The 16419-nt window shown below is 67.6% G+C and carries 17 protein-coding genes, 2 tRNA genes and 3 pseudogenes; 10 read left to right on the forward strand and 12 right to left on the reverse strand.

Going from position 1 to position 16419, the window contains the following annotated elements:
* Position 1: 1 nt before the first annotated feature.
* A complete protein-coding gene (locus STARVERO_RS11015) occupies positions 2 to 1201 on the forward strand; it encodes a CaiB/BaiF CoA transferase family protein (RefSeq protein WP_159598879.1) in 1200 nt (399 codons plus the stop codon).
* A gap of 73 nt (positions 1202 to 1274) precedes the next feature.
* Here the strand turns inward: STARVERO_RS11015 and STARVERO_RS11020 are convergent, their stop codons facing one another.
* Positions 1275 to 2180, reverse strand: coding sequence for a LysR family transcriptional regulator (locus STARVERO_RS11020; RefSeq protein WP_159598880.1), 906 nt, complete (start codon positions 2178 to 2180; stop codon positions 1275 to 1277).
* Positions 2181 to 2290: 110 nt separating this feature from the next.
* Between STARVERO_RS11020 and STARVERO_RS11025 the strand changes: the two genes are divergently transcribed.
* The 3 genes from STARVERO_RS11025 (at position 2291) to STARVERO_RS11035 (ending at position 4089) form a co-directional block, all read left to right on the forward strand.
* Positions 2291 to 3007: an SDR family oxidoreductase gene (locus STARVERO_RS11025; RefSeq protein WP_159598881.1), complete on the forward strand. Its 717-nt coding sequence runs from the start codon at positions 2291 to 2293 to the stop codon at positions 3005 to 3007.
* 86 nt (positions 3008 to 3093) lie between these two features.
* Positions 3094 to 3471, forward strand: a complete 378-nt coding sequence (locus STARVERO_RS11030) for an Atu4866 domain-containing protein (RefSeq protein WP_159598882.1) — start codon at positions 3094 to 3096, stop codon at positions 3469 to 3471.
* A gap of 114 nt (positions 3472 to 3585) precedes the next feature.
* Positions 3586 to 4089: an invasion associated locus B family protein gene (locus STARVERO_RS11035; RefSeq protein WP_159598883.1), complete on the forward strand. Its 504-nt coding sequence runs from the start codon at positions 3586 to 3588 to the stop codon at positions 4087 to 4089.
* 52 nt (positions 4090 to 4141) lie between these two features.
* On the opposite strand, the gene phnE is transcribed toward STARVERO_RS11035, so the two are convergent.
* From phnE to STARVERO_RS11050, 4 genes and pseudogenes are all read right to left on the reverse strand, one after another.
* Positions 4142 to 4948, reverse strand: coding sequence for a phosphonate ABC transporter, permease protein PhnE (phnE, locus tag STARVERO_RS11040; protein ID WP_244616733.1), 807 nt, complete (start codon positions 4946 to 4948; stop codon positions 4142 to 4144).
* On the reverse strand, positions 4941 to 5297 hold the full coding sequence (locus tag STARVERO_RS23690; RefSeq protein ID WP_280178120.1) for an ATP-binding cassette domain-containing protein: 357 nt from the start codon (positions 5295 to 5297) through the stop codon (positions 4941 to 4943). Before STARVERO_RS23690 ends, phnE begins: the two co-directional genes overlap by 8 nt.
* Positions 5298 to 5403: 106 nt before the next feature.
* Positions 5404 to 5865 (reverse strand): annotated as a pseudogene (locus tag STARVERO_RS23695) (ATP-binding cassette domain-containing protein); the annotation flags it as partial.
* A 19-nt stretch (positions 5866 to 5884) separates the two neighbouring features.
* On the reverse strand, positions 5885 to 6742 hold the full coding sequence (locus STARVERO_RS11050) for a PhnD/SsuA/transferrin family substrate-binding protein (protein ID WP_159598885.1): 858 nt from the start codon (positions 6740 to 6742) through the stop codon (positions 5885 to 5887).
* 123 nt (positions 6743 to 6865) lie between these two features.
* Here STARVERO_RS11050 and STARVERO_RS11055 point away from each other — a divergent pair, with 123 nt between their 5' ends.
* Positions 6866 to 8014, forward strand: a complete 1149-nt coding sequence (locus STARVERO_RS11055; RefSeq protein WP_244616734.1) for an alpha-D-ribose 1-methylphosphonate 5-triphosphate diphosphatase — start codon at positions 6866 to 6868, stop codon at positions 8012 to 8014.
* A gap of 4 nt (positions 8015 to 8018) precedes the next feature.
* A complete protein-coding gene (gene phnF / locus STARVERO_RS11060) occupies positions 8019 to 8795 on the forward strand; it encodes a phosphonate metabolism transcriptional regulator PhnF (RefSeq protein WP_244616735.1) in 777 nt (258 codons plus the stop codon).
* A 244-nt stretch (positions 8796 to 9039) separates the two neighbouring features.
* Here the strand turns inward: phnF and STARVERO_RS11065 are convergent.
* Both STARVERO_RS11065 and STARVERO_RS11070 read right to left on the reverse strand, forming a co-directional pair.
* A tRNA-Glu gene (locus STARVERO_RS11065) sits at positions 9040 to 9114 on the reverse strand.
* Between the two features lie 123 nt (positions 9115 to 9237).
* Complete coding sequence (locus tag STARVERO_RS11070; RefSeq protein WP_144342091.1) at positions 9238 to 9579, reverse strand: hypothetical protein; 342 nt, start codon at positions 9577 to 9579, stop codon at positions 9238 to 9240.
* Here STARVERO_RS11070 and STARVERO_RS11075 point away from each other — a divergent pair.
* Entirely contained in the window at positions 9578 to 10636 is a 1059-nt protein-coding gene (locus STARVERO_RS11075; RefSeq protein ID WP_159598888.1) for an RluA family pseudouridine synthase, read from the forward strand. The genes STARVERO_RS11070 and STARVERO_RS11075 overlap by 2 nt on opposite strands.
* 156 nt (positions 10637 to 10792) lie before the next feature.
* The gene (gene rpoH, locus STARVERO_RS11080) at positions 10793 to 11704 is read left to right on the forward strand and encodes an RNA polymerase sigma factor RpoH (protein WP_159598889.1); all 912 of its coding nucleotides are present in this window, start codon (positions 10793 to 10795) and stop codon (positions 11702 to 11704) included.
* 24 nt (positions 11705 to 11728) lie between these two features.
* Here the strand turns inward: rpoH and STARVERO_RS11085 are convergent, their stop codons facing one another.
* Positions 11729 to 12181: a CBS domain-containing protein gene (locus STARVERO_RS11085; protein ID WP_144342088.1), complete on the reverse strand. Its 453-nt coding sequence runs from the start codon at positions 12179 to 12181 to the stop codon at positions 11729 to 11731.
* Positions 12182 to 12381: 200 nt separating this feature from the next.
* Positions 12382 to 12513, reverse strand: a pseudogene (locus STARVERO_RS11090) (NAD(P)(+) transhydrogenase (Re/Si-specific) subunit beta); the annotation flags it as partial.
* Positions 12514 to 12537: 24 nt separating this feature from the next.
* Here STARVERO_RS11090 and STARVERO_RS23530 point away from each other — a divergent pair.
* A pseudogene (locus tag STARVERO_RS23530) lies at positions 12538 to 13491 on the forward strand (recombinase family protein); the annotation flags it as partial.
* A 564-nt stretch (positions 13492 to 14055) separates the two neighbouring features.
* On the opposite strand, the gene STARVERO_RS11100 reads toward STARVERO_RS23530, so the two are convergent.
* Both STARVERO_RS11100 and STARVERO_RS11105 read right to left on the reverse strand, forming a co-directional pair.
* A tRNA-Ser gene (locus STARVERO_RS11100) sits at positions 14056 to 14147 on the reverse strand.
* Positions 14148 to 14274: 127 nt separating this feature from the next.
* Complete coding sequence (locus STARVERO_RS11105) at positions 14275 to 14988, reverse strand: glutathione S-transferase N-terminal domain-containing protein (protein WP_144343665.1); 714 nt, start codon at positions 14986 to 14988, stop codon at positions 14275 to 14277.
* A gap of 182 nt (positions 14989 to 15170) precedes the next feature.
* Between STARVERO_RS11105 and STARVERO_RS11110 the strand changes: the two genes are divergently transcribed.
* Positions 15171 to 15869, forward strand: a complete 699-nt coding sequence (locus tag STARVERO_RS11110) for a hypothetical protein (RefSeq protein ID WP_159598890.1) — start codon at positions 15171 to 15173, stop codon at positions 15867 to 15869.
* A 25-nt stretch (positions 15870 to 15894) separates the two neighbouring features.
* On the opposite strand, the gene STARVERO_RS11115 is transcribed toward STARVERO_RS11110, so the two are convergent.
* Positions 15895 to 16383: a GNAT family N-acetyltransferase gene (locus STARVERO_RS11115; RefSeq protein ID WP_159598891.1), complete on the reverse strand. Its 489-nt coding sequence runs from the start codon at positions 16381 to 16383 to the stop codon at positions 15895 to 15897.
* Between the last annotated feature and the right edge of the window lie 36 nt (positions 16384 to 16419).

The following is a 16419-nucleotide window of genomic DNA, read 5'->3' on the forward strand; positions in this document are numbered from 1 at the left end:
GATGACCCACCTGCCCCCGCCGCTCGCCGGGCTGCGCGTGCTCGACTTTTCCCGCATGCTGGCCGGCCCGTTCTGCACGGCGCTGCTGGCCGATGCCGGCGCGGACGTCATCAAGATCGAGAGCCCGGAAGGCGACGATGCCCGCCACTTCGCGCCCCGCGTGGGGGGCGAGAGCGCCTATTTCCTGCTGATCAACCGAGGCAAGCGCTCGCTGGTGCTCGACCTCAAGAGCGAGGAAGGGCGGTGCACCGTCCACGCGCTGGCGCGCGAGGCGGATGTCGTGGTCGAGAACTTCCGGCCCGGCGTCGCCCGGCGCCTCGGCATCGACTACGAGACGCTGGCGGCGATCAACCCGAAGCTGGTCTATGCCAGCATCTCCGGCTTCGGCCAGGAAGGGCCGCTGTCGCACCGGCCGGCCTACGACATCATCGCCCAGGCGATGAGCGGCATCATGAGCGTCAACGGCCCGGCCGGCTCGGCGCCCAACCGGGTGGGTGAATCGATCGGCGACCTGATCGCCGGCCTGCAGGGAACCTGGGCGATCCTGGCCGCGCTGCACGGACGCAACCGGGACGGACGCGGGCAGCATCTCGACATCGCCATGGTGGATTCCATCGTCGCGATCATGATCACCGCCCTGTCCCAGTATCTGTTCACCGGCGAGGTGCCCGGGCGCATCGGCAACGCCCATCCGATCAGCGCGCCGCTCGACAGCTTCGCCGCCGCGGACGGACACCTGATCATCGCGGTGGCCAATGACGCGCTCTTCTCCCGGCTCGCCGCGGCGATCGGGCGGCCGGAGCTGGCCGGGGACCCGCGTTTCGCCACCGACATCGCGCGCAAGGCCAACGAGGCCGAACTGAAGGCGATACTGGAGCAGTGGAGCCGGGCGCGCAGCGTCGCCGAGGCGGTGGCCGCGCTCGAAGCGGCACAGGTGCCGGCCTCGCCCATCCTGTCGGTCGACCAGATGATCGAGAGCGTCCACGCCAAGGCGCGCGGCTTCATCCGCACCGTCGCCCATCCCACGGCGGGGACGATTCCGCTGGTGTCGCAGCCGGTGCACTTCCTCGGCTCGGGAACGCTGCCGATGGGCCCGGCGCCGCTGCTCGGGCAGCATTCGTCCGAAATCCTCGCGGGGATGACCACAGGCTGGCCGGCTCAGGCGGCACTCGACGAGGCGCTCTCACCCGCGACGAACTGATGTCCTTCGAACATCGGCGACCGGCGGCGCGGCTGGAAGGCGGAGGCAGTGCTCGCAGCGGCGGCGCCCGCCTCTAGCCCCTCATGCCGCTGCGAGCCGTACGCAGGTGATCGGTCAGCACCCGCAGTTTCGGCGCGAGATTGCGGCGGCTGGGATAGTAGAGATAGAAGCCGGCGAAGCGGGGACAGAACTCTTCCAGGATCGGCACCAGACGGCCACGCTCCACCTCCGCGCGAAAGCTCTCCTCCATGCCGAAGGTGATGCCCGCGCCGGCGACGGCGAGCTTGATCATCAGCGCCATGTCGTTGGTGGTGATCTCGGGAGCGACTTCAACCGCGAACTCCCTGCCGTCCACGCCGAATTCCCAGCGATAGGGCGCCACGCGCGGCGCCGGCCGCCAGCCGATGCAGCGATGACCGACGAGGTCGCCGGGATGCTTCGGCACGCCGGCGCGCTCCAGATAGGCCGGCGCGCACACGGCGGACTGGCGCTGCTCGCCCGAAACAGGGACGGCGATCATGTCCTGCGCGATCACCTCGCCGAGCCGGACGCCGGCATCGTAGCCCTCGGCCACGATATCGAATTCCTCATCCGTCACGGTGATGTCGAGCTGGATCTCGGGATAGGCCCCGGCGAAGCCGGCGAGCAGCGGCCCGGCCAGGAAGGTCTCGGCGATCGACGAGACCGCCAGACGCAGCTGGCCGCGCGGGCGCCGGCCGAGGCTGCCGGCGCTCTCCACCGCGGCGTGGATATCGGCGATTGCCGGAGCCAGTGAAACCGCGAGCCGCTCGCCCGCTTCCGTCAGGCTGACGCTCCGCGTGGTACGCCGCACGAGCGCGATGCCCATCGTCGCCTCCAGCCGCGCCATGGTCTGGCTGACGGCGGAGCGGGTCACGCCGAGCCGGTCCGCGGCGGCGCGGAAACTCTTCTCCTCCGCCACCAGCATGAAGACCGCGAGCGCGTTCAGGTCGAGGCTCATTGGTTAGTATGACTTTCCATTTCGTATATCTGAAGGCGTCTTATCGCGACAATGCCATGCCCCTATCTTCCCGCCAACTCCGGCCCGGAGCAGCAGAGGAGACAAACGAGATGGCTTTGGAAAAGGTCGTGCTGATCACCGGCGCCTCCAGCGGCATCGGGGCGGGCATCGCCCGCGAACTGGGCAAGGCCGGCGCCCGGCTGGCGCTCGGCGCCCGTCGCACGGAACGCCTTGACGCGCTGGCCCGCGAGATCGGCGGCGAGGTTCTCGTCCGACGCCTCGACGTGACCGATCGCGCCGACGTCGCGGGTTTCGCGGATGCGGCGCGCGAACGCTTCGGGCGCGTCGACGTGATCGTCAACAACGCCGGCGTCATGCCGCTCTCGCTCATGACGTCGCTGAAGGTCGAGGAATGGGACCGCATGATCGACGTCAACATCAAGGGCGTGCTCTACGGCATCGCCGCCGTGTTGCCGGAGATGACGCAGCGGGGTTCCGGCCACGTCGTCAACATCGCCTCGATCGGCGCGCTGCAGGTCTCGCCGACCGCCGCCGTCTACTGCGCGACCAAATACGCGGTGCGCGCGCTCTCGGACGGGCTCAGGCAGGAGAACAGGCATATCCGCGTCACCTGCATCCATCCCGGCGTCGTCGAGAGCGAACTCGCCGACACCATCACCGACCCGGTCGCGGCCGAGGCGATGAAGAGCTTTCGCGCCATCGCGCTGCAGCCCGACGCGATCGGCCGGGCGGTGCGCTACGCGATCGAGCAACCAGACGACGTCGATGTCAGCGAGATCGTCGTGCGCCCGGCCGGCGGCATGTGAGGGCAAGACGGATGTCCGTCCACGCCCCGCCGCACGCGGTTGCCGCCGCCACGACAACCGGGAAGCGGCGCCCATGCGCCGCACCCATGGCCAAGGCGCGGCACGGGCCTGCACGCCGGCTGCCCATGCTCCTGATCGCGCTCGCCACCGGCACGCTCCTTCCCCCCATCGACAGATCCGGCGCCCAGATGATCACGCATTCTTCATCCCCCTCCCGGCCCGCACAAAGCCACCCCTATGTCGGTATGTGGGTAACTCTCGACGGCCATGTCCGCCATGAACTGCTGCCGAACGGCCGCTACGACGAGGCGCGCGGCAGCCGCCAGAGCGCCTATCAGGGACGCTACGAAGTGCGCGGAAACCATGTCGATTACTGGGACGACACCGGTTTCACCGCCGACGGCACGTTCGTCGACGCGGACACGCTGCATCACGGCGGCATGGTGTTCCGGCGCGAGAGGTGAGCCCGGCGCCGGCGCCCCCGCGCGGGGCGGACGCGCACCGTGCGGTTAACCTCCTGTTAGGCCGCATCGAAAAGGCTCGCGCGACCTCAATCCGGAAAAGGAGTAGCAAGGCCAATGATCGGACGGACCGCCGTTGCCCTCAGCATGCTGATCTTCGCCAACGTGGAAGTGGGGGCTGCTCAGGTTACCGAAATGGGAAAGTTCGACGACTGGGGAGCCTACGCCTACAAAGTCGACGGCAAGCCGACATGCTACGCCGTCAGCTGGCCCTCGACGGCCCGGCCGACGCATCTCGATCACGGCGAGGTGGCGTTCTTCGTCACCGCGAAGGAAAGCCGCCAGTCCCGGACGCAGGTCAGCCTGCAGACCGGCTATGATCTCGCGGAGGGTTCCAGGGTGGTCGCCAGCATCGGCGATGACACCTTCACCCTGTTCACGGAAGGAAAGGGCGCCTGGCTGCACCGCGCGGAGCGCGAGCCCGCCTTCCTGCAGGCGATGCGCAGCGGCGCCGAAATGGCGATCACCGCCACCTCCGCGCGCGGCAACGAGACGAGCTACGTCTTCTCGCTCGACGGCGTCACCGCCGCGACCAACCGCATCCTCTCGCGCTGCCCGTGAGGGAACGGAAGCGCAGGGCGGACACGTTCGCCCAGCGCGCGGCGTCGCGGCGCTACTGGAAGCGCGCGCGCAGACGGTCGGTCAGGAACTCCATCGCCAGCACGATGACGAAGATCGCCAGGATGATCGCGGAGGCGTTCCTGTACTGGAACAGGTCGAACGCGACCTTCAGCTCCTGACCGATTCCGCCCGCGCCGACGAGGCCGAGCACCACCGAGGAGCGCACCGCCTTTTCCAGCGCGAAGAGCGATGAGTTGATCAGCGTCGGCATGACGTCCGGCAGGACCGCCCCGCACAGCACCGTCACCCGGTTGGCGCCGATGGCGTGGAGCGCTTCCTGCGGTTTCTTGTCCGCCTCCTCCATCGCCTCGGCGAAGAAGCGGCCGCAGAAGCCGATCGTGTCGACGACGATGGTCATGGTGCCGGCGACCGCCCCGAGGCCCAGCGTCGATACGAACAGCAGCGCCCAGACGAGGTCCGGCACGGTGCGGAACAGCGAGATCAGCGCGCGCGGGAGATGACGCAGCGCGCCGAGGGGCGAGATGCCGCGCGCCGCCAGCCAGCCCATCGGCAGGCTGGCGATGACGCCGAACACCGTGCCGACGAGCGCGATCTGCAGCGTCTCCAGGATGCGCCAGCCCATGCGCTGGAGGAACGCCGGATCGGAATTGGGCGGCAGCATGCGCCCGACCAGCTCGGCCATGCGCGGCGCGCCGGCCGCCAGCTTTTCAGGCGACGGCGCCACCTGCCCCATCGAGGCGAGGAACAGGGCGCCGACGGCGACGATCAGCGTGAAGGACAGCGGCGAGATCGAGGGCAGGCGCGAGGGGAGAGACGCCGTCGAGGTCGTGCTAGCCATGGAACACGCCATCCATCTCGCGGTGGGAGACCCGCGCGGTGGGCCGGTCGAAATGCACCTTGCCGCCCTTCAGCGCCACGATGCGGTCGGAATAGTCGAGCGCGTGCTGCATGTCGTGTGTCGTGTAGACGAGGGTGATGCCGTGCTCGCCGGCGAGATCGGAGAAGATGCGCATGATGTCGCGCCCGACCGCCGGATCGAGGCTCGCCGCCGGCTCGTCGGCGATCAGGAGCCTCGGACGGCGTATCAGGGCGCGGGCAATGGCGACGCGCTGGGCCTGACCGCCGGACAGCTGATCGGCCCGGGCGCCCGCCTTGTCGGCGAGACGCACCTCGGCGAGCACCTGCATCGCCTCCTCGCGCCATGCACGCGGGGCGATGCCCCTGATGCCAGGCGCGCCAGCTGCCCGGCAGGCCGAGCTTGCCCTGCACCACATTGGTCAGCACGGACTGGCGCCCGACGAGCCCGTGGTTCTGGAACACGAAGCCGATCTGCCGGCGCAGGCGCTTCATCTGCGCGGGGCCGGGCACGGCGGTGAAGCGCTCGCCCAGCGTCGCGATCTCGCCGCCGGTGGAGGGAAGAAGGCCGATAAGGCACTTCAGCAGAGTGGACTTGCCCGCCCCGTTGGAACCGATGAGCGCGACGCGCTGGTTTGCGCGGATATCGAGCTCGATGCCGGCAAACACCGCCTGTCCGTTGGGATAGGTCTTGGCGAGACCGTGCGTGCGGATGATCGGGGGACCGGAAGACGGTGCCGGCGCCCTTGCCAGCGGCGCGATCAGAGGACCACCCGGACGAGGCCCGTCGGTCTTCTGCACCGGAACATGCTCCATGGCGGCCTCCATCGGTCGACGATCTGGTGAACTGCCGGGAAACGGCCATGCGCGACCGGAACGCCGGAGGGGCGCGCGGCCCATCCGGCGTCCGGCGGGAAGATCACTCGACGAAGGAGCCGAAGCTCTCGATGCCGATCGTGCGGTACATCGAGCGCACGTAGTCGTAGTCGCTGTCCTTCACGTCGGTGATGAAGACACCGCCCTTGAACTTCTGATTGTCCTCGCCCATCAGCACCGCGCCCATCAGCTCGTTGCCATGCTTGAGGAACGCCTCGCGGACCTTCACGAACACCTCTTCAGGAACGTCCTTGCGCGCCACGAGGATGTCGTTCGGCAGATCGCGGCCGCGGGCCACCACCGCGAAGGCGGCGTCCGGGAAAGCCTTGCGGATCGAATTGAGGTGGCCGAAGTTCAGGCCGATGGCGGCGATGTCGCCACGGATGAGGGCTTCCGCCGCGACGTTGCGGGCGATGATCACACCCTCATAGTCCTTGCCGTAGATCAGCTCCTGATCCGCCAGCGCCTGGGCCGGACCGAGATGCTGCGAGGTCGAGCCGACCGCCCCGAAGGCGATCTTCTTGCCCTTGAGGTCGTTCAAGGTGCGGATGGGACCGTTCGCCAGCACGGCGACCTGAGCGAAATAGTCGGGACGCTGCCACGCCACCACGATCCGCGGATCGCTGAGCTGCTTCATGACGACGTATTCCGCCGGGCCGGTGAGGACGAGCTCGACGTGGCCGGCATTCATCGCCTCCACCGCCGCCGTGCGGGAGCTGACCGGGATCAGCTCGATATCGAGGCCGGTCTTCTCCTCCAGCGCCTTCTGGAAGCCGCCGAACTCCTGCTGGAGCGCCTCGAGCCCCTCGATGTCCGTCACCGCGAAACGGACCGGTTCGGCCATCGCCGAGAATGCCGTCGCCAGCGTGATGGCGAGGGCGGGAACGAGCGTGCGAAACATTTTCTGCCTCTTGCTGTATAGACAGGAATATCGTTGTTTGATTATCTGTATATACAGCAGATGACGGGTTCGTGACGGTGGGTCAGCAGGTGAACGGCAATGGCTTGGCGGATTGAGAACGGATTGGCACTGATCGACGGTCGCTGGAGCGACGCCCCGCTCGCGATCGCCGGCGCGACCCTCGCGCCGGACGGCGGCGCCGGAGCGCCGGCCCTCGACGCCTCGGGGCTGCTGATCCTGCCCGGCATCGTCGACCTTCATGGGGACGCCTTCGAGCGTCACATCATGCCGCGTCCCGGCGTGCGCTTCGACACGAAGCTGGCGTTGCGCGACACCGACCGCCAGCTCGTCGCCAACGGGATCACCACGGCGTTCCACGGCGTCACCATCTCCTGGGAGCCGGGCCTTCGTTCCCTCGACGCCGCGCGGGCTTTCGTGAGCATGCTCATCGACCTGCGGGGATCGCTGAGCTGCGACACGCGCCTGCATCTGCGCTGGGAGACCTTCGCGCTGGACGAGGCCGCGCAGGTGATCCGGTGGCTGGAGCTGTCTCCCTCCCCCATCCTCGCCCTCAACGACCACACGACCGGATCGGTGCTGAAGGGCAGCATCGCCCGCAAGATCGGCCAGATGGCCGAACGCTCGAGCCTCAGCCGCGAGGGATACATGGCCCTGCTCGACCATGTGTGGAGCCGCCGGGACGAGGTTCCCATGGCGATCGAGGCCATGACCGCCGCCGCGCGCGCGCACGGCAACGTCCTGCTCGCCCATGACGAGGCTTCCCCCGAGGAGCGCCTGCGCTTCCGCGCGCTGGGCGCGGTGTCGTCCGAGTTTCCCTTGACGCTGCAAACCGCCGAAGCTGCCCGCGCGGCGGGCGAGGACGTCATCCTGGGCGCTCCCAATGTCGTGCGCGGCGGCAGCCACAACGGCGCCCTCGACGCGACCGACGCGATCCGCCGGGACCTCTGCACCGTCCTCACCAGCGACTATCACTACCCCTCCCCGCTGCATGCCGCCTTCAAGCTGGCCGACGGCGCGCCGGACCGGCTGGCCGCCATCTGGCCGCTCGTCTCCGGCAACCCTTCCCGGGTGGCGCGGCTGCGGGATCGCGGCAGCCTCGGCGAAGGTCACCGCGCCGACCTCATCCTGGTCGACGCCGGCGACATGGCGCACCCGCAGGTGGTGGCGACGATGGTCGCCGGCAAAATCGTCTATGCTAGCCGGGCGATCGATCGCCTCCCGGTACCCACCCTCGCGAGCGCGGCGGAGTGACAGCGTGAATACGAGCCTTCGGTCCCAGCCCGCCCGGTCGGGCGACGTATCCGGCTTCGACGGCCTCGTCTTCCGTCCACGGAGCGACACGCCGATCTGGCAACAGATCTACGACTACATCCTGGCCTTGATCGACAGCGGCTGCCTGCGGGCCGGCAGCCAGCTTCCCGGTGAAATCCACCTCGCCGAGAAGCTCGGCGTGACCCGCATCACGCTGCGCCGCGCCCTTCAGCAGCTCCAGCAGGAGGGCCATCTCACCTCGCGCAAGGGGGTCGGCGTCTTCGTGCGCAGCCTGCCGTCGGCACTGGTCGTGCGCGACGGCAGCCGCTTCGCCGAAAGCCTGCGCGCCGACGGCAAGGCGGTCGGCACCCAGACGCTCTTTCTGGAGCGGGAGCCGGCGGATCCGGAAATGGCCGCCGAGCTGCGGCTCCAGGCCGGCGCGCCGGCAATCCGGCTGCGGCGCGTGCGCAGCGCCGACGGCCAGCCGATCTACATCAGCACCAAGGTCTTTCCGGCGGATCTGCTGCCGGACTTCGAGGTGGTGTATTCGCGGCGTCAATCGGTGACCGACGTCTTCGTGGCGCACGGAATCCAGAAGTACCGACGCGTCGAGACCCGCATCAGCGGAGGCTTCGCGACCGCCGAGGAAGCGCAGCTGCTTCAGCTCACCCCCGGCACGCCGGTCTTCCGCACCAGCTCGATCAACGCGGATGCCTCGGGCAACCGAATCGAGTGGGCACGAGGCTGCTGGCTGCTGACCTCCGTCGACTTCATCTTCTGAGGTCGACCACACCCGAAACCTGTCGCGGATGCCGGCAACGCGCCGAACGGATCGCGGCTCACGAAAGACGATGCTGAGAAGGGGATCTACCCGCCGGCCACGGCATTCATCCCGGCACCACGCACGGAATGGCGCGCCCACGGGGAAGGAAACAAGTCAGGAACGGATTAGTGGCAAACCATGCCGAAACCGAATGGCAAACCACCCATGAAAACAAGCAATAGAAACGCTTTTCTCAGATGGGTGGCGCGCCCACGGGGAATCGAACCCCGGTTTTCGCCGTGAGAGGGCGACGTCCTGACCGCTAGACGATGGGCGCATCTAGGCAGGCCGGTCTCTTAGAGCCATTCGGCAGCGGGATCAAGGGCGGCGCACGCTCATCCCGGTGGATTTTCACCAGCGGCGCTGTCCGCCCCCGCGGGATGGCCGGCATACCGCCGCCTTACGGCTCGCTGGCGAAACCCAGAACGCCGCGGGGGGCGCGCGAGGCAAGGTCGAAGAAGCGCGTCTCGACCAGACCGTCCCGCTCCAGAGTCACCGCGATCATGTCGCCGGAAACGACCGCCGAGCGGACATTCGCCCCCCTGGGAAGCTGAATCGTGCCGGCGATCTCCACCGGCGCGCTTTTCCAACCCGTCACGACCCTGTATCCGATGGCACCGAACAGGGCGAGGAAGCCGAAAGCCATCAGCAGGCCGGAAAAGGCGGCGAAGCCGCGCAGCTTGCGCAGCACGCGCTCGGCGGCCGGATCGAGCTTTTCGTCGTCTGTATCAGGAGAGGTCATGCCGGCACCGGACGAACTGAATGAGGATATGGACGAGATCGCGCCCGAGGCGGCCGCGACGCGCGTCGATATCATTGCCGGGCCGGAGGATGAAGGGCTTCGGCTCGATCGCGTGCTGGCACGCCATCTGCCCGAGCTCAGCCGCACCCGGCTGCAGGCGCTGATCGCCGACGGCAAGGTGCTGCGCGACGGCCGCCCCGTCACCGGCGGCTCGGCCAAGGTGAGCCCCGGCGAGGGCTTCACCGTGGAGGTGCCCGCCTCCGAGCCCGCCGAGCCGGTGCCGCAGGATATCCCGCTCGTCATCGTCCACGAGGACGACGACCTCATCGTCATCGACAAGCCCGCCGGCCTCGTCGTCCATCCCGCGCCCGGCAATCCCGACGGCACGCTGGTCAACGCACTGCTGTTCCATTGCGGGACAAGCCTTTCCGGCATCGGCGGGGTGCGGCGGCCCGGCATCGTCCACCGGCTCGACAAGGACACGTCCGGCCTCATGGTGGTCGCCAAGAACGACCGCGCCCACAAAGTTCTCGCGGCGCAGTTCGCCGATCACGGCCGCAGCGGCCCATTGGAGCGCGCCTATCTCGCCTTCGTCTGGGGCGTGCCGGAATTGCCGAGCGGTACGGTGGACGCGCCGCTCGCGCGCCATCCGGTCTCACGCGAGCGCATCGCGGTGCGCACGAACGGCCGTTTCGCCATCACCCACTGGCAGCGCCTGGAAAGCTACCCGGACACGCAGGGCCGCCCGGTCGCCTCGCTCGTCGAGTGCCGGCTGGAAACCGGCCGCACGCACCAGATCCGCGTCCACATGGCCCATATCGGCCATCCGCTGCTGGGCGACGCGGTCTATGGCGGAGGCCAGCGCACCCGGGCGAACCGTCTCGGCCCGGAGGCCAGCGACCGGCTGGACGCGCTGGGGCGGCAGGCGCTGCACGCCTTCCGGCTAGGTTTCGAGCATCCGGCCACCGGCGACTTCATGCTGTTCGAAAGCGCGCTTCCCGACGATCTCGCGCGCCTCCAGGCGGCTCTCGACGCGCCGCTCGATGGGGGAAGTTGAGCGCGGACACGCCCGCTCAACGCATCGTGACCCCTCATCGCCTTGCGCTTTCGCAAAAAGACGATGTTCCTGTTATTATAGAATTACGGCCGGCTGAAAGCGGCCGTAAACCGGTCGCCCAATCATGGGGACCGAGAAAGACAGGAGGGTGCATTCATGGCCCGTTCCGCTATGAGCCTACCTTCCGCGGAGGGCGGCCTGAGCCGCTATCTCGCGGAAATCCGCCGGTTCCCGATGCTGGAGCCGCAGGAAGAATATATGCTCGCCAAGCGCTGGCGCGAGCACGAGGACCCGGAAGCCGCGCACAAGCTCGTCACCAGCCATCTGCGTCTCGTGGCCAAGATCGCCATGGGCTATCGCGGCTACGGCCTGCCGATCTCCGAGGTGATCTCGGAAGGCAATGTCGGCCTCATGCAGGCGGTGAAGCGCTTCGAGCCGGACAAGGGCTTCCGCCTCGCCACCTATGCCATGTGGTGGATCAAGGCCTCGATCCAGGAGTACATCCTGCGCTCGTGGAGCCTGGTGAAGATGGGCACCACGGCGGCGCAGAAGAAGCTGTTCTTCAACCTGCGCAAGGCCAAGAGCCAGATCTCGGCGCTCGAGGACGGCGACCTGCTCCCCGACCAGGTGCAGCAGATCGCCACCAAGCTCGGCGTCACCGAGCAGGAAGTCATCGACATGAACCGCCGTCTCGGCGGCGACGCCTCGCTCAACGCGCCCCTGCGCGGCGATGTCGAGGGCGGCGGCGAGTGGCAGGACTGGCTCGCCGACGACCGTGACAGCCAGGAAACCACGCTCGCCGAGGTCGAGGAGATGGACAACCGGCGCAGCGCGCTGTCCGGCGCCCTCTCCGTCCTCAACGAGCGCGAGCGCCGGATCTTCGAGGCGCGGCGCCTGTCGGACGACCCGATGACGCTGGAGGACCTCGCCGCCGAGTTCGGCGTGTCGCGCGAGCGCGTGCGGCAGATCGAGGTCCGCGCCTTCGAGAAGGTGCAGAAGGCGGTGATCGACCGCGTGCACCAGATGGAATCGGCGCCCATGCGGCAGGAGACCTCCCCGGCGCTGTGAGGCGCCGGGTTTCTCCCCGCGGGATCAGGCCGGCAGCGGGTGGACCGTTGCCGGCGTTGCCCGGCCGGTGAACTCGTTCGCCTGGCGGACGTCATGGGCAAGCACGTCGCGGATACTCAGCACGCCGACGAGCTGGTGTTCCTCGAGCACCGGCAGATGGCGCACATGATGCTGGTCCATCAGCGCGCGCACATGGTCGATCGTGTCGTCCATGGCGCAGGAGATCATGTTGCGCGACATCAGATCGCCGACGGTGAGGCGCAGCGCCGCCGCGCCGCGCTCGGCGAGGGCGCGCACCACGTCGCGCTCGGAGAAGATGCCGACCACGGTATCCCCTTCCGAACCGCAGGCATCCTTCACCACCACGGCGCCGATGTGCTCGCGATTGAGCAGCGTGGTGGCCATCTCGATATTTTCCGACATGCGTATCGTCGGCACGCGGGCGCTTTTGAGCTTCATGAGATCAGCGACAAGCATGGCACATCCCTCTGGTTGCGGGCCTTGGCCGTCACGTCATCTTATTCTTTGGTCTAAGTCTGGTATGCCATACACAAGCCGTCAACGAAAAGAGTCGCGGCAGCGCAGCATTGGCGGCGACATGGCCGCACATGAAAAAGGCCGGGCGTGAGCCCGGCCTTTCGCTTGCACAAGGATGAGGCCGCCGCGACGGCCGGCCGTCAAAGATTCTTGACGATATCCTCGACCATTTTTTTGGCGTCGGCGAAGAGCATCATGGTGTTGTCGCGGAAGAAGAGCTCGTTCTCGACGCCGGCATAGCCGGCCGCCATGCCGCGCTTGATGAACAGCAGCGGCAGGCTGAGCATGATGTCTCCATCCCTGACCAGAAGCGGCAGGGCGAAGCCTATTGCGCCTCGCGCGGCTATCAGCTTGTCGAGACCTACGTGGAGCCGGGCGCTTCGGCGACCAACGACCGCAGGCCCGAGTTCCAGCGCATGATCGAGGCGGGCACGTCGAAGCCCGCGCCGTTCGATGTCGTCGTGGTCCATTCGTTCAGCCGGTTCTTCCGCGACCACTTCGAGCTTGAGTTCTACGTCCGCAAGCTGGCCAAGAACGGCGTCAAGCTGGTCTCGATCACGCAGGAAATGGGGGACGACCCCATGCACGTCATGATGCGGCAGATCATGGCGCTGTTCGATGAGTATCAGTCCAAGGAAAATGCCAAGCACGTCATGCGCGCCTTGAAGGAAAACGCCCGGCAAGGCTTCTGGAACGGCTCGCTTCCCCCTATCGGCTACCGCGTCGTTGCGGCCGAGCAGCGCGGGGCCAAGACCAAGAAAAAGCTGGAAATCGACCCACTTCACGCCGACACCGTGCGGCTGATCTATCGCCTTGCCTTGGAGGGCGACGGCACGACCGGCCAGATGGGCGTCAAGAACATCGTTTCCTATCTCAACAGCCGCCGCATCTTCACCCGCGACGGCGGACGCTGGGGCATCGGCCAGGTTCACCGCATCCTGACGCGCCGCACCTATATGGGCGAACATGAGTTCAACAAGCGCAGCAAGACCAAGGAACTAAAGCCGGTCAGCGAGATCGTCACCGTTCCGGTCCCGCCGATCATCGACCGCGAGACGTTCGACACGGTTCAGGCGCTATTGAAGGCCCGCAACCCCAAGGTCGTGCCATCCGCCGTCATCAGCGGCCCGACCATGCTGACCGGCCTGATCCATTGCGCCAAGTGCGGCGGAGCCATGACTATCCGTACCGGCAAGGGCGGGCGCTACCGCTATTACGCCTGTTCGATGAAGGCGCGGCAGGGACCGACCGCCTGCGAAGGCATGGCCGTGCCGATGGAGAAGCTGGACGATCTTGTCGCCGACCACCTCGAAAGCCAGCTTCTCCAGCCCGAGCGGCTGGAAACCATCCTCGCCAGTGTCCTCGACCGGCGGCAGGAGCAATCCGAGCGCCGCCGCGAGCACATCGCCGAACTGAACAAGCGTGCGTCCGAATCGGAACTGCGTCTCAAGCGCCTCTACGACGCCATCGAGGCAGGCGTCGCCGACATCGACGATCCCGCCCTCAAGGACCGGATCGACGGGCTCAAAGCCATCAGGGATCAGGCGAAGGCCGACGCCGAGCGCGCCCAGGCCATGCTCGATAACTCCGGCGCCAAGGCGATCACCCCGCAGATGGTCCACACCTTCGCCAAGACCGCCCGCCAGCGCATCCGACTTGAAGGCGGCGGCTATCGCCGCGACCACCTGCGCGCGCTCGCCCAGCGCGTCGAGGTCGCGGACGGCGAGGTTCGGATCATGGGATCGAAGACCCGGCTGCTTCAGGCGCTGACCGGAAAAAATGGCGTAAACTCAGTGCCCACTCAGGGACTGAAGTGGCGGAGACGGAGGGATTCGAACCCTCGAGACCCTTTTGGGGGTCTGCTCATTTAGCAAACGAGTGCCTTCAGCCTCTCGGCCACGTCTCCAGCCGGCCCCGTGCCACCCTGCGGCGGCTGCGGTTTCAAGCCGGCGACCTGTCTAGGTTTCCGCCGCCCCCCGGTCAAGGCCGAATGCGCAGACGGTCCACCGATCGCCGCGCGAAGCATGCCCCGTTCAGGGGCGCGCGCGCTGGCCGAACAGCACGCTCTGCGCCTGCTGATCGGTGGCAATGTCGATCTTCGTGCGGTCCTCGGCGTTCAGCGCGAGGCCGCGCTTGACCGCCGGCCGCGCCAGCACCCGTTCCAGCCAGGCGGCGAAATGAGGGAACTCGGCAATGTCCTGCCCCTGCCGCTCCCACAGCTTCGCCCAGCCGACGCAGGCGATGTCGGCGATGGAGTAATCCCCCGCCAGGAACGGCCGGTCGGCAAGACGCCGGTTCATCACGCCATAGAGCCGGTGCACCTCGTTGGTGTAGCGCTCGATGGCGTAGGGGATCTTCTCCGGCGCGTAGATGCGGAAATGATGCGCCTGCCCGGCCATCGGCCCGAGACCGGACATCTGCCAGAACAGCCACTGGTCGACCTCGATCCGCCCGCGCTCATCGGCGGGGTAGAACAGGCCGGTCTTGCGGCCGAGATACTGGAGGATGGCCCCCGATTCGAAGATCGAGATCGGCTTTCCGTCCGGCCCCTCGGGATCGACGATGGCGGGCATCTTGTTGTTGGGCGAGATGGCGAGGAAGTCCGGCTTGAACTGGTCGCCCCGGCCGATATTCACCGGAATCACTTCATAGGGGAGACCGCACTCCTCCAGCATGATGGCGATCTTCCAGCCATTCGGCGTGGGCCAGTAATAGAGCTGGATCGGGCGGGTCTGGAGCTGGGCCATGGAATGAGTGCCTTCGCATCGCCCGTCGCGGGCGGTTCCCCACCAGAACTAGAGCCGCCCTTGGACGCTGGCAAGCGACCGCCCCCTGCCAGCGTCTCGCCCCGCTCGCATCGTCCGGCCGAACCGGATAGATTCGACCATCGGCCGCGAGCCGTGCCCGAACCAGAGATGAGATACGCATCGTGAAACGGACTGCCCCGCTCCGCCTTCTCATTCCCGCCATGCTCGTCGCCATGACGGCAGGGGCACTGGCGCAGAGCGCTCCCTCGCCCGCCAAGGTCTGCGCGGACCGCTGGAACGAGATAAAGGCGAAGAACCAGACCGGCGACCAGACCTATCGCGATTTCTCCCAGAAGTGTCTGGTGGACGTCGGCGGCAAAGCGGCCAAAACCGATTCCGGCAAGACGGACTCCGGGAAGGCTGATTCCGGGAAATCGGATTCGGGAGCGAGGACCGCGACCCCGGCCGCCGATTCGGCGCCGAAGCGCACGACCCCGACCGGACCCAACGCCACCGCCGCGCAGCCGACGATCAAGCAGTGCGCCGACCGCTGGAACGAGATGAAGGCGAAGAACCAGACCGGCAACCAGACCTATCGCGACTTCGCGCAGCAGTGCCTCGCCGGCTCGCCCGCCGCGATCAAGGAAGATGCCGCGCCGAAGAACGAGGGCAAGGACGGCGCCGCCAAGCCGCGCACCTCCGTTCCGTCCGTCTCTTCGCGCCAGACCTCCGAGGCCGCCGGGCGCAAGAGCAAGGATTCCGACGAGAACGACCGCGAGGCCCTGAACCGCTGCAATTCCGAATGGCAGGACTACAAGGCCAAGAACAGCCTCTCCGGCGCCAAGGCCTGGCACGTCTTCATGGCGCGCTGCCTGCCGTGAGAGGCGGCATCCCCGTCGCGGACGGCTAGAGTTCCATCTTGAAGCCGTCGAGCCGCTTCTCGAAGCCAGCGCGCTCGTAGAAGCGGTGCGCGTCGAGGCGCTTCTTGTTGGAGACCAGCTGGAGCGAGGCGGCCCCGCGCCGCTTCGCCTCCTCGGCGGCGAAGGCCATCATGGCGCCGCCGACGCCCTGCCCGCGCGCCTCCGGATGCACCTGCACCGCCTCGGCGATGGCGAGCACCGCGCCATGCCGCGTCAACGCCCGCATCAGCAGAAGCTGGAAGGTGCCGAGCACCCGGCCGCCCACCCTCGCCACGTAGAGCGTCGTGCGTGGGTCGTCGGCGATCGCCGCGAAGGCCTGCTCATAGTCGGCGAAATCGGCCGGATCGACGCTGTCGCGCACGCCGAACATGGTTTCGAGCGCGAGAATTTCAACGATGGCCGGCAGGTCCGCGCGGGTCGCCGGCTCGATCAGCACAGGGGCGACGGAAAGCACGGCGTCGAACTCGGCGGCCATCTATCTTCCCATCCGATCGACCGTCATGGCCGGGCT

The sequence above is a fragment of the Starkeya nomas genome (assembly GCF_902703545.1).
GTDB classification, from domain to species: Bacteria; Pseudomonadota; Alphaproteobacteria; order Rhizobiales; family Xanthobacteraceae; genus Ancylobacter; species Ancylobacter moscoviensis.

Bases quoted from the DNA above. Each gene is read 5' to 3' on its own strand.
- STARVERO_RS11015 (WP_159598879.1), top strand. From the start codon at position 2: ATGACCCACCTGCCCCCGCCGCTCGCCGGGCTGCGCGTGCTCGACTTT.
- STARVERO_RS11020 (WP_159598880.1), bottom strand. From the start codon at position 2,180: ATGAGCCTCGACCTGAACGCGCTCGCGGTCTTCATGCTGGTGGCGGAG.
- STARVERO_RS11025 (WP_159598881.1), top strand. From the start codon at position 2,291: ATGGCTTTGGAAAAGGTCGTGCTGATCACCGGCGCCTCCAGCGGCATC.
- STARVERO_RS11030 (WP_159598882.1), top strand. From the start codon at position 3,094: ATGGCCAAGGCGCGGCACGGGCCTGCACGCCGGCTGCCCATGCTCCTG.
- STARVERO_RS11035 (WP_159598883.1), top strand. From the start codon at position 3,586: ATGATCGGACGGACCGCCGTTGCCCTCAGCATGCTGATCTTCGCCAAC.
- phnE (WP_244616733.1), bottom strand. From the start codon at position 4,948: ATGGCTAGCACGACCTCGACGGCGTCTCTCCCCTCGCGCCTGCCCTCG.
- STARVERO_RS23690 (WP_280178120.1), bottom strand. From the start codon at position 5,297: ATGCAGGTGCTCGCCGAGGTGCGTCTCGCCGACAAGGCGGGCGCCCGG.
- STARVERO_RS11050 (WP_159598885.1), bottom strand. From the start codon at position 6,742: ATGTTTCGCACGCTCGTTCCCGCCCTCGCCATCACGCTGGCGACGGCA.
- STARVERO_RS11075 (WP_159598888.1), top strand. From the start codon at position 9,578: ATGCCGGCACCGGACGAACTGAATGAGGATATGGACGAGATCGCGCCC.
- STARVERO_RS11070 (WP_144342091.1), bottom strand. From the start codon at position 9,579: ATGACCTCTCCTGATACAGACGACGAAAAGCTCGATCCGGCCGCCGAG.
- rpoH (WP_159598889.1), top strand. From the start codon at position 10,793: ATGGCCCGTTCCGCTATGAGCCTACCTTCCGCGGAGGGCGGCCTGAGC.
- STARVERO_RS11085 (WP_144342088.1), bottom strand. From the start codon at position 12,181: ATGCTTGTCGCTGATCTCATGAAGCTCAAAAGCGCCCGCGTGCCGACG.
- STARVERO_RS11105 (WP_144343665.1), bottom strand. From the start codon at position 14,988: ATGGCCCAGCTCCAGACCCGCCCGATCCAGCTCTATTACTGGCCCACG.
- STARVERO_RS11115 (WP_159598891.1), bottom strand. From the start codon at position 16,383: ATGGCCGCCGAGTTCGACGCCGTGCTTTCCGTCGCCCCTGTGCTGATC.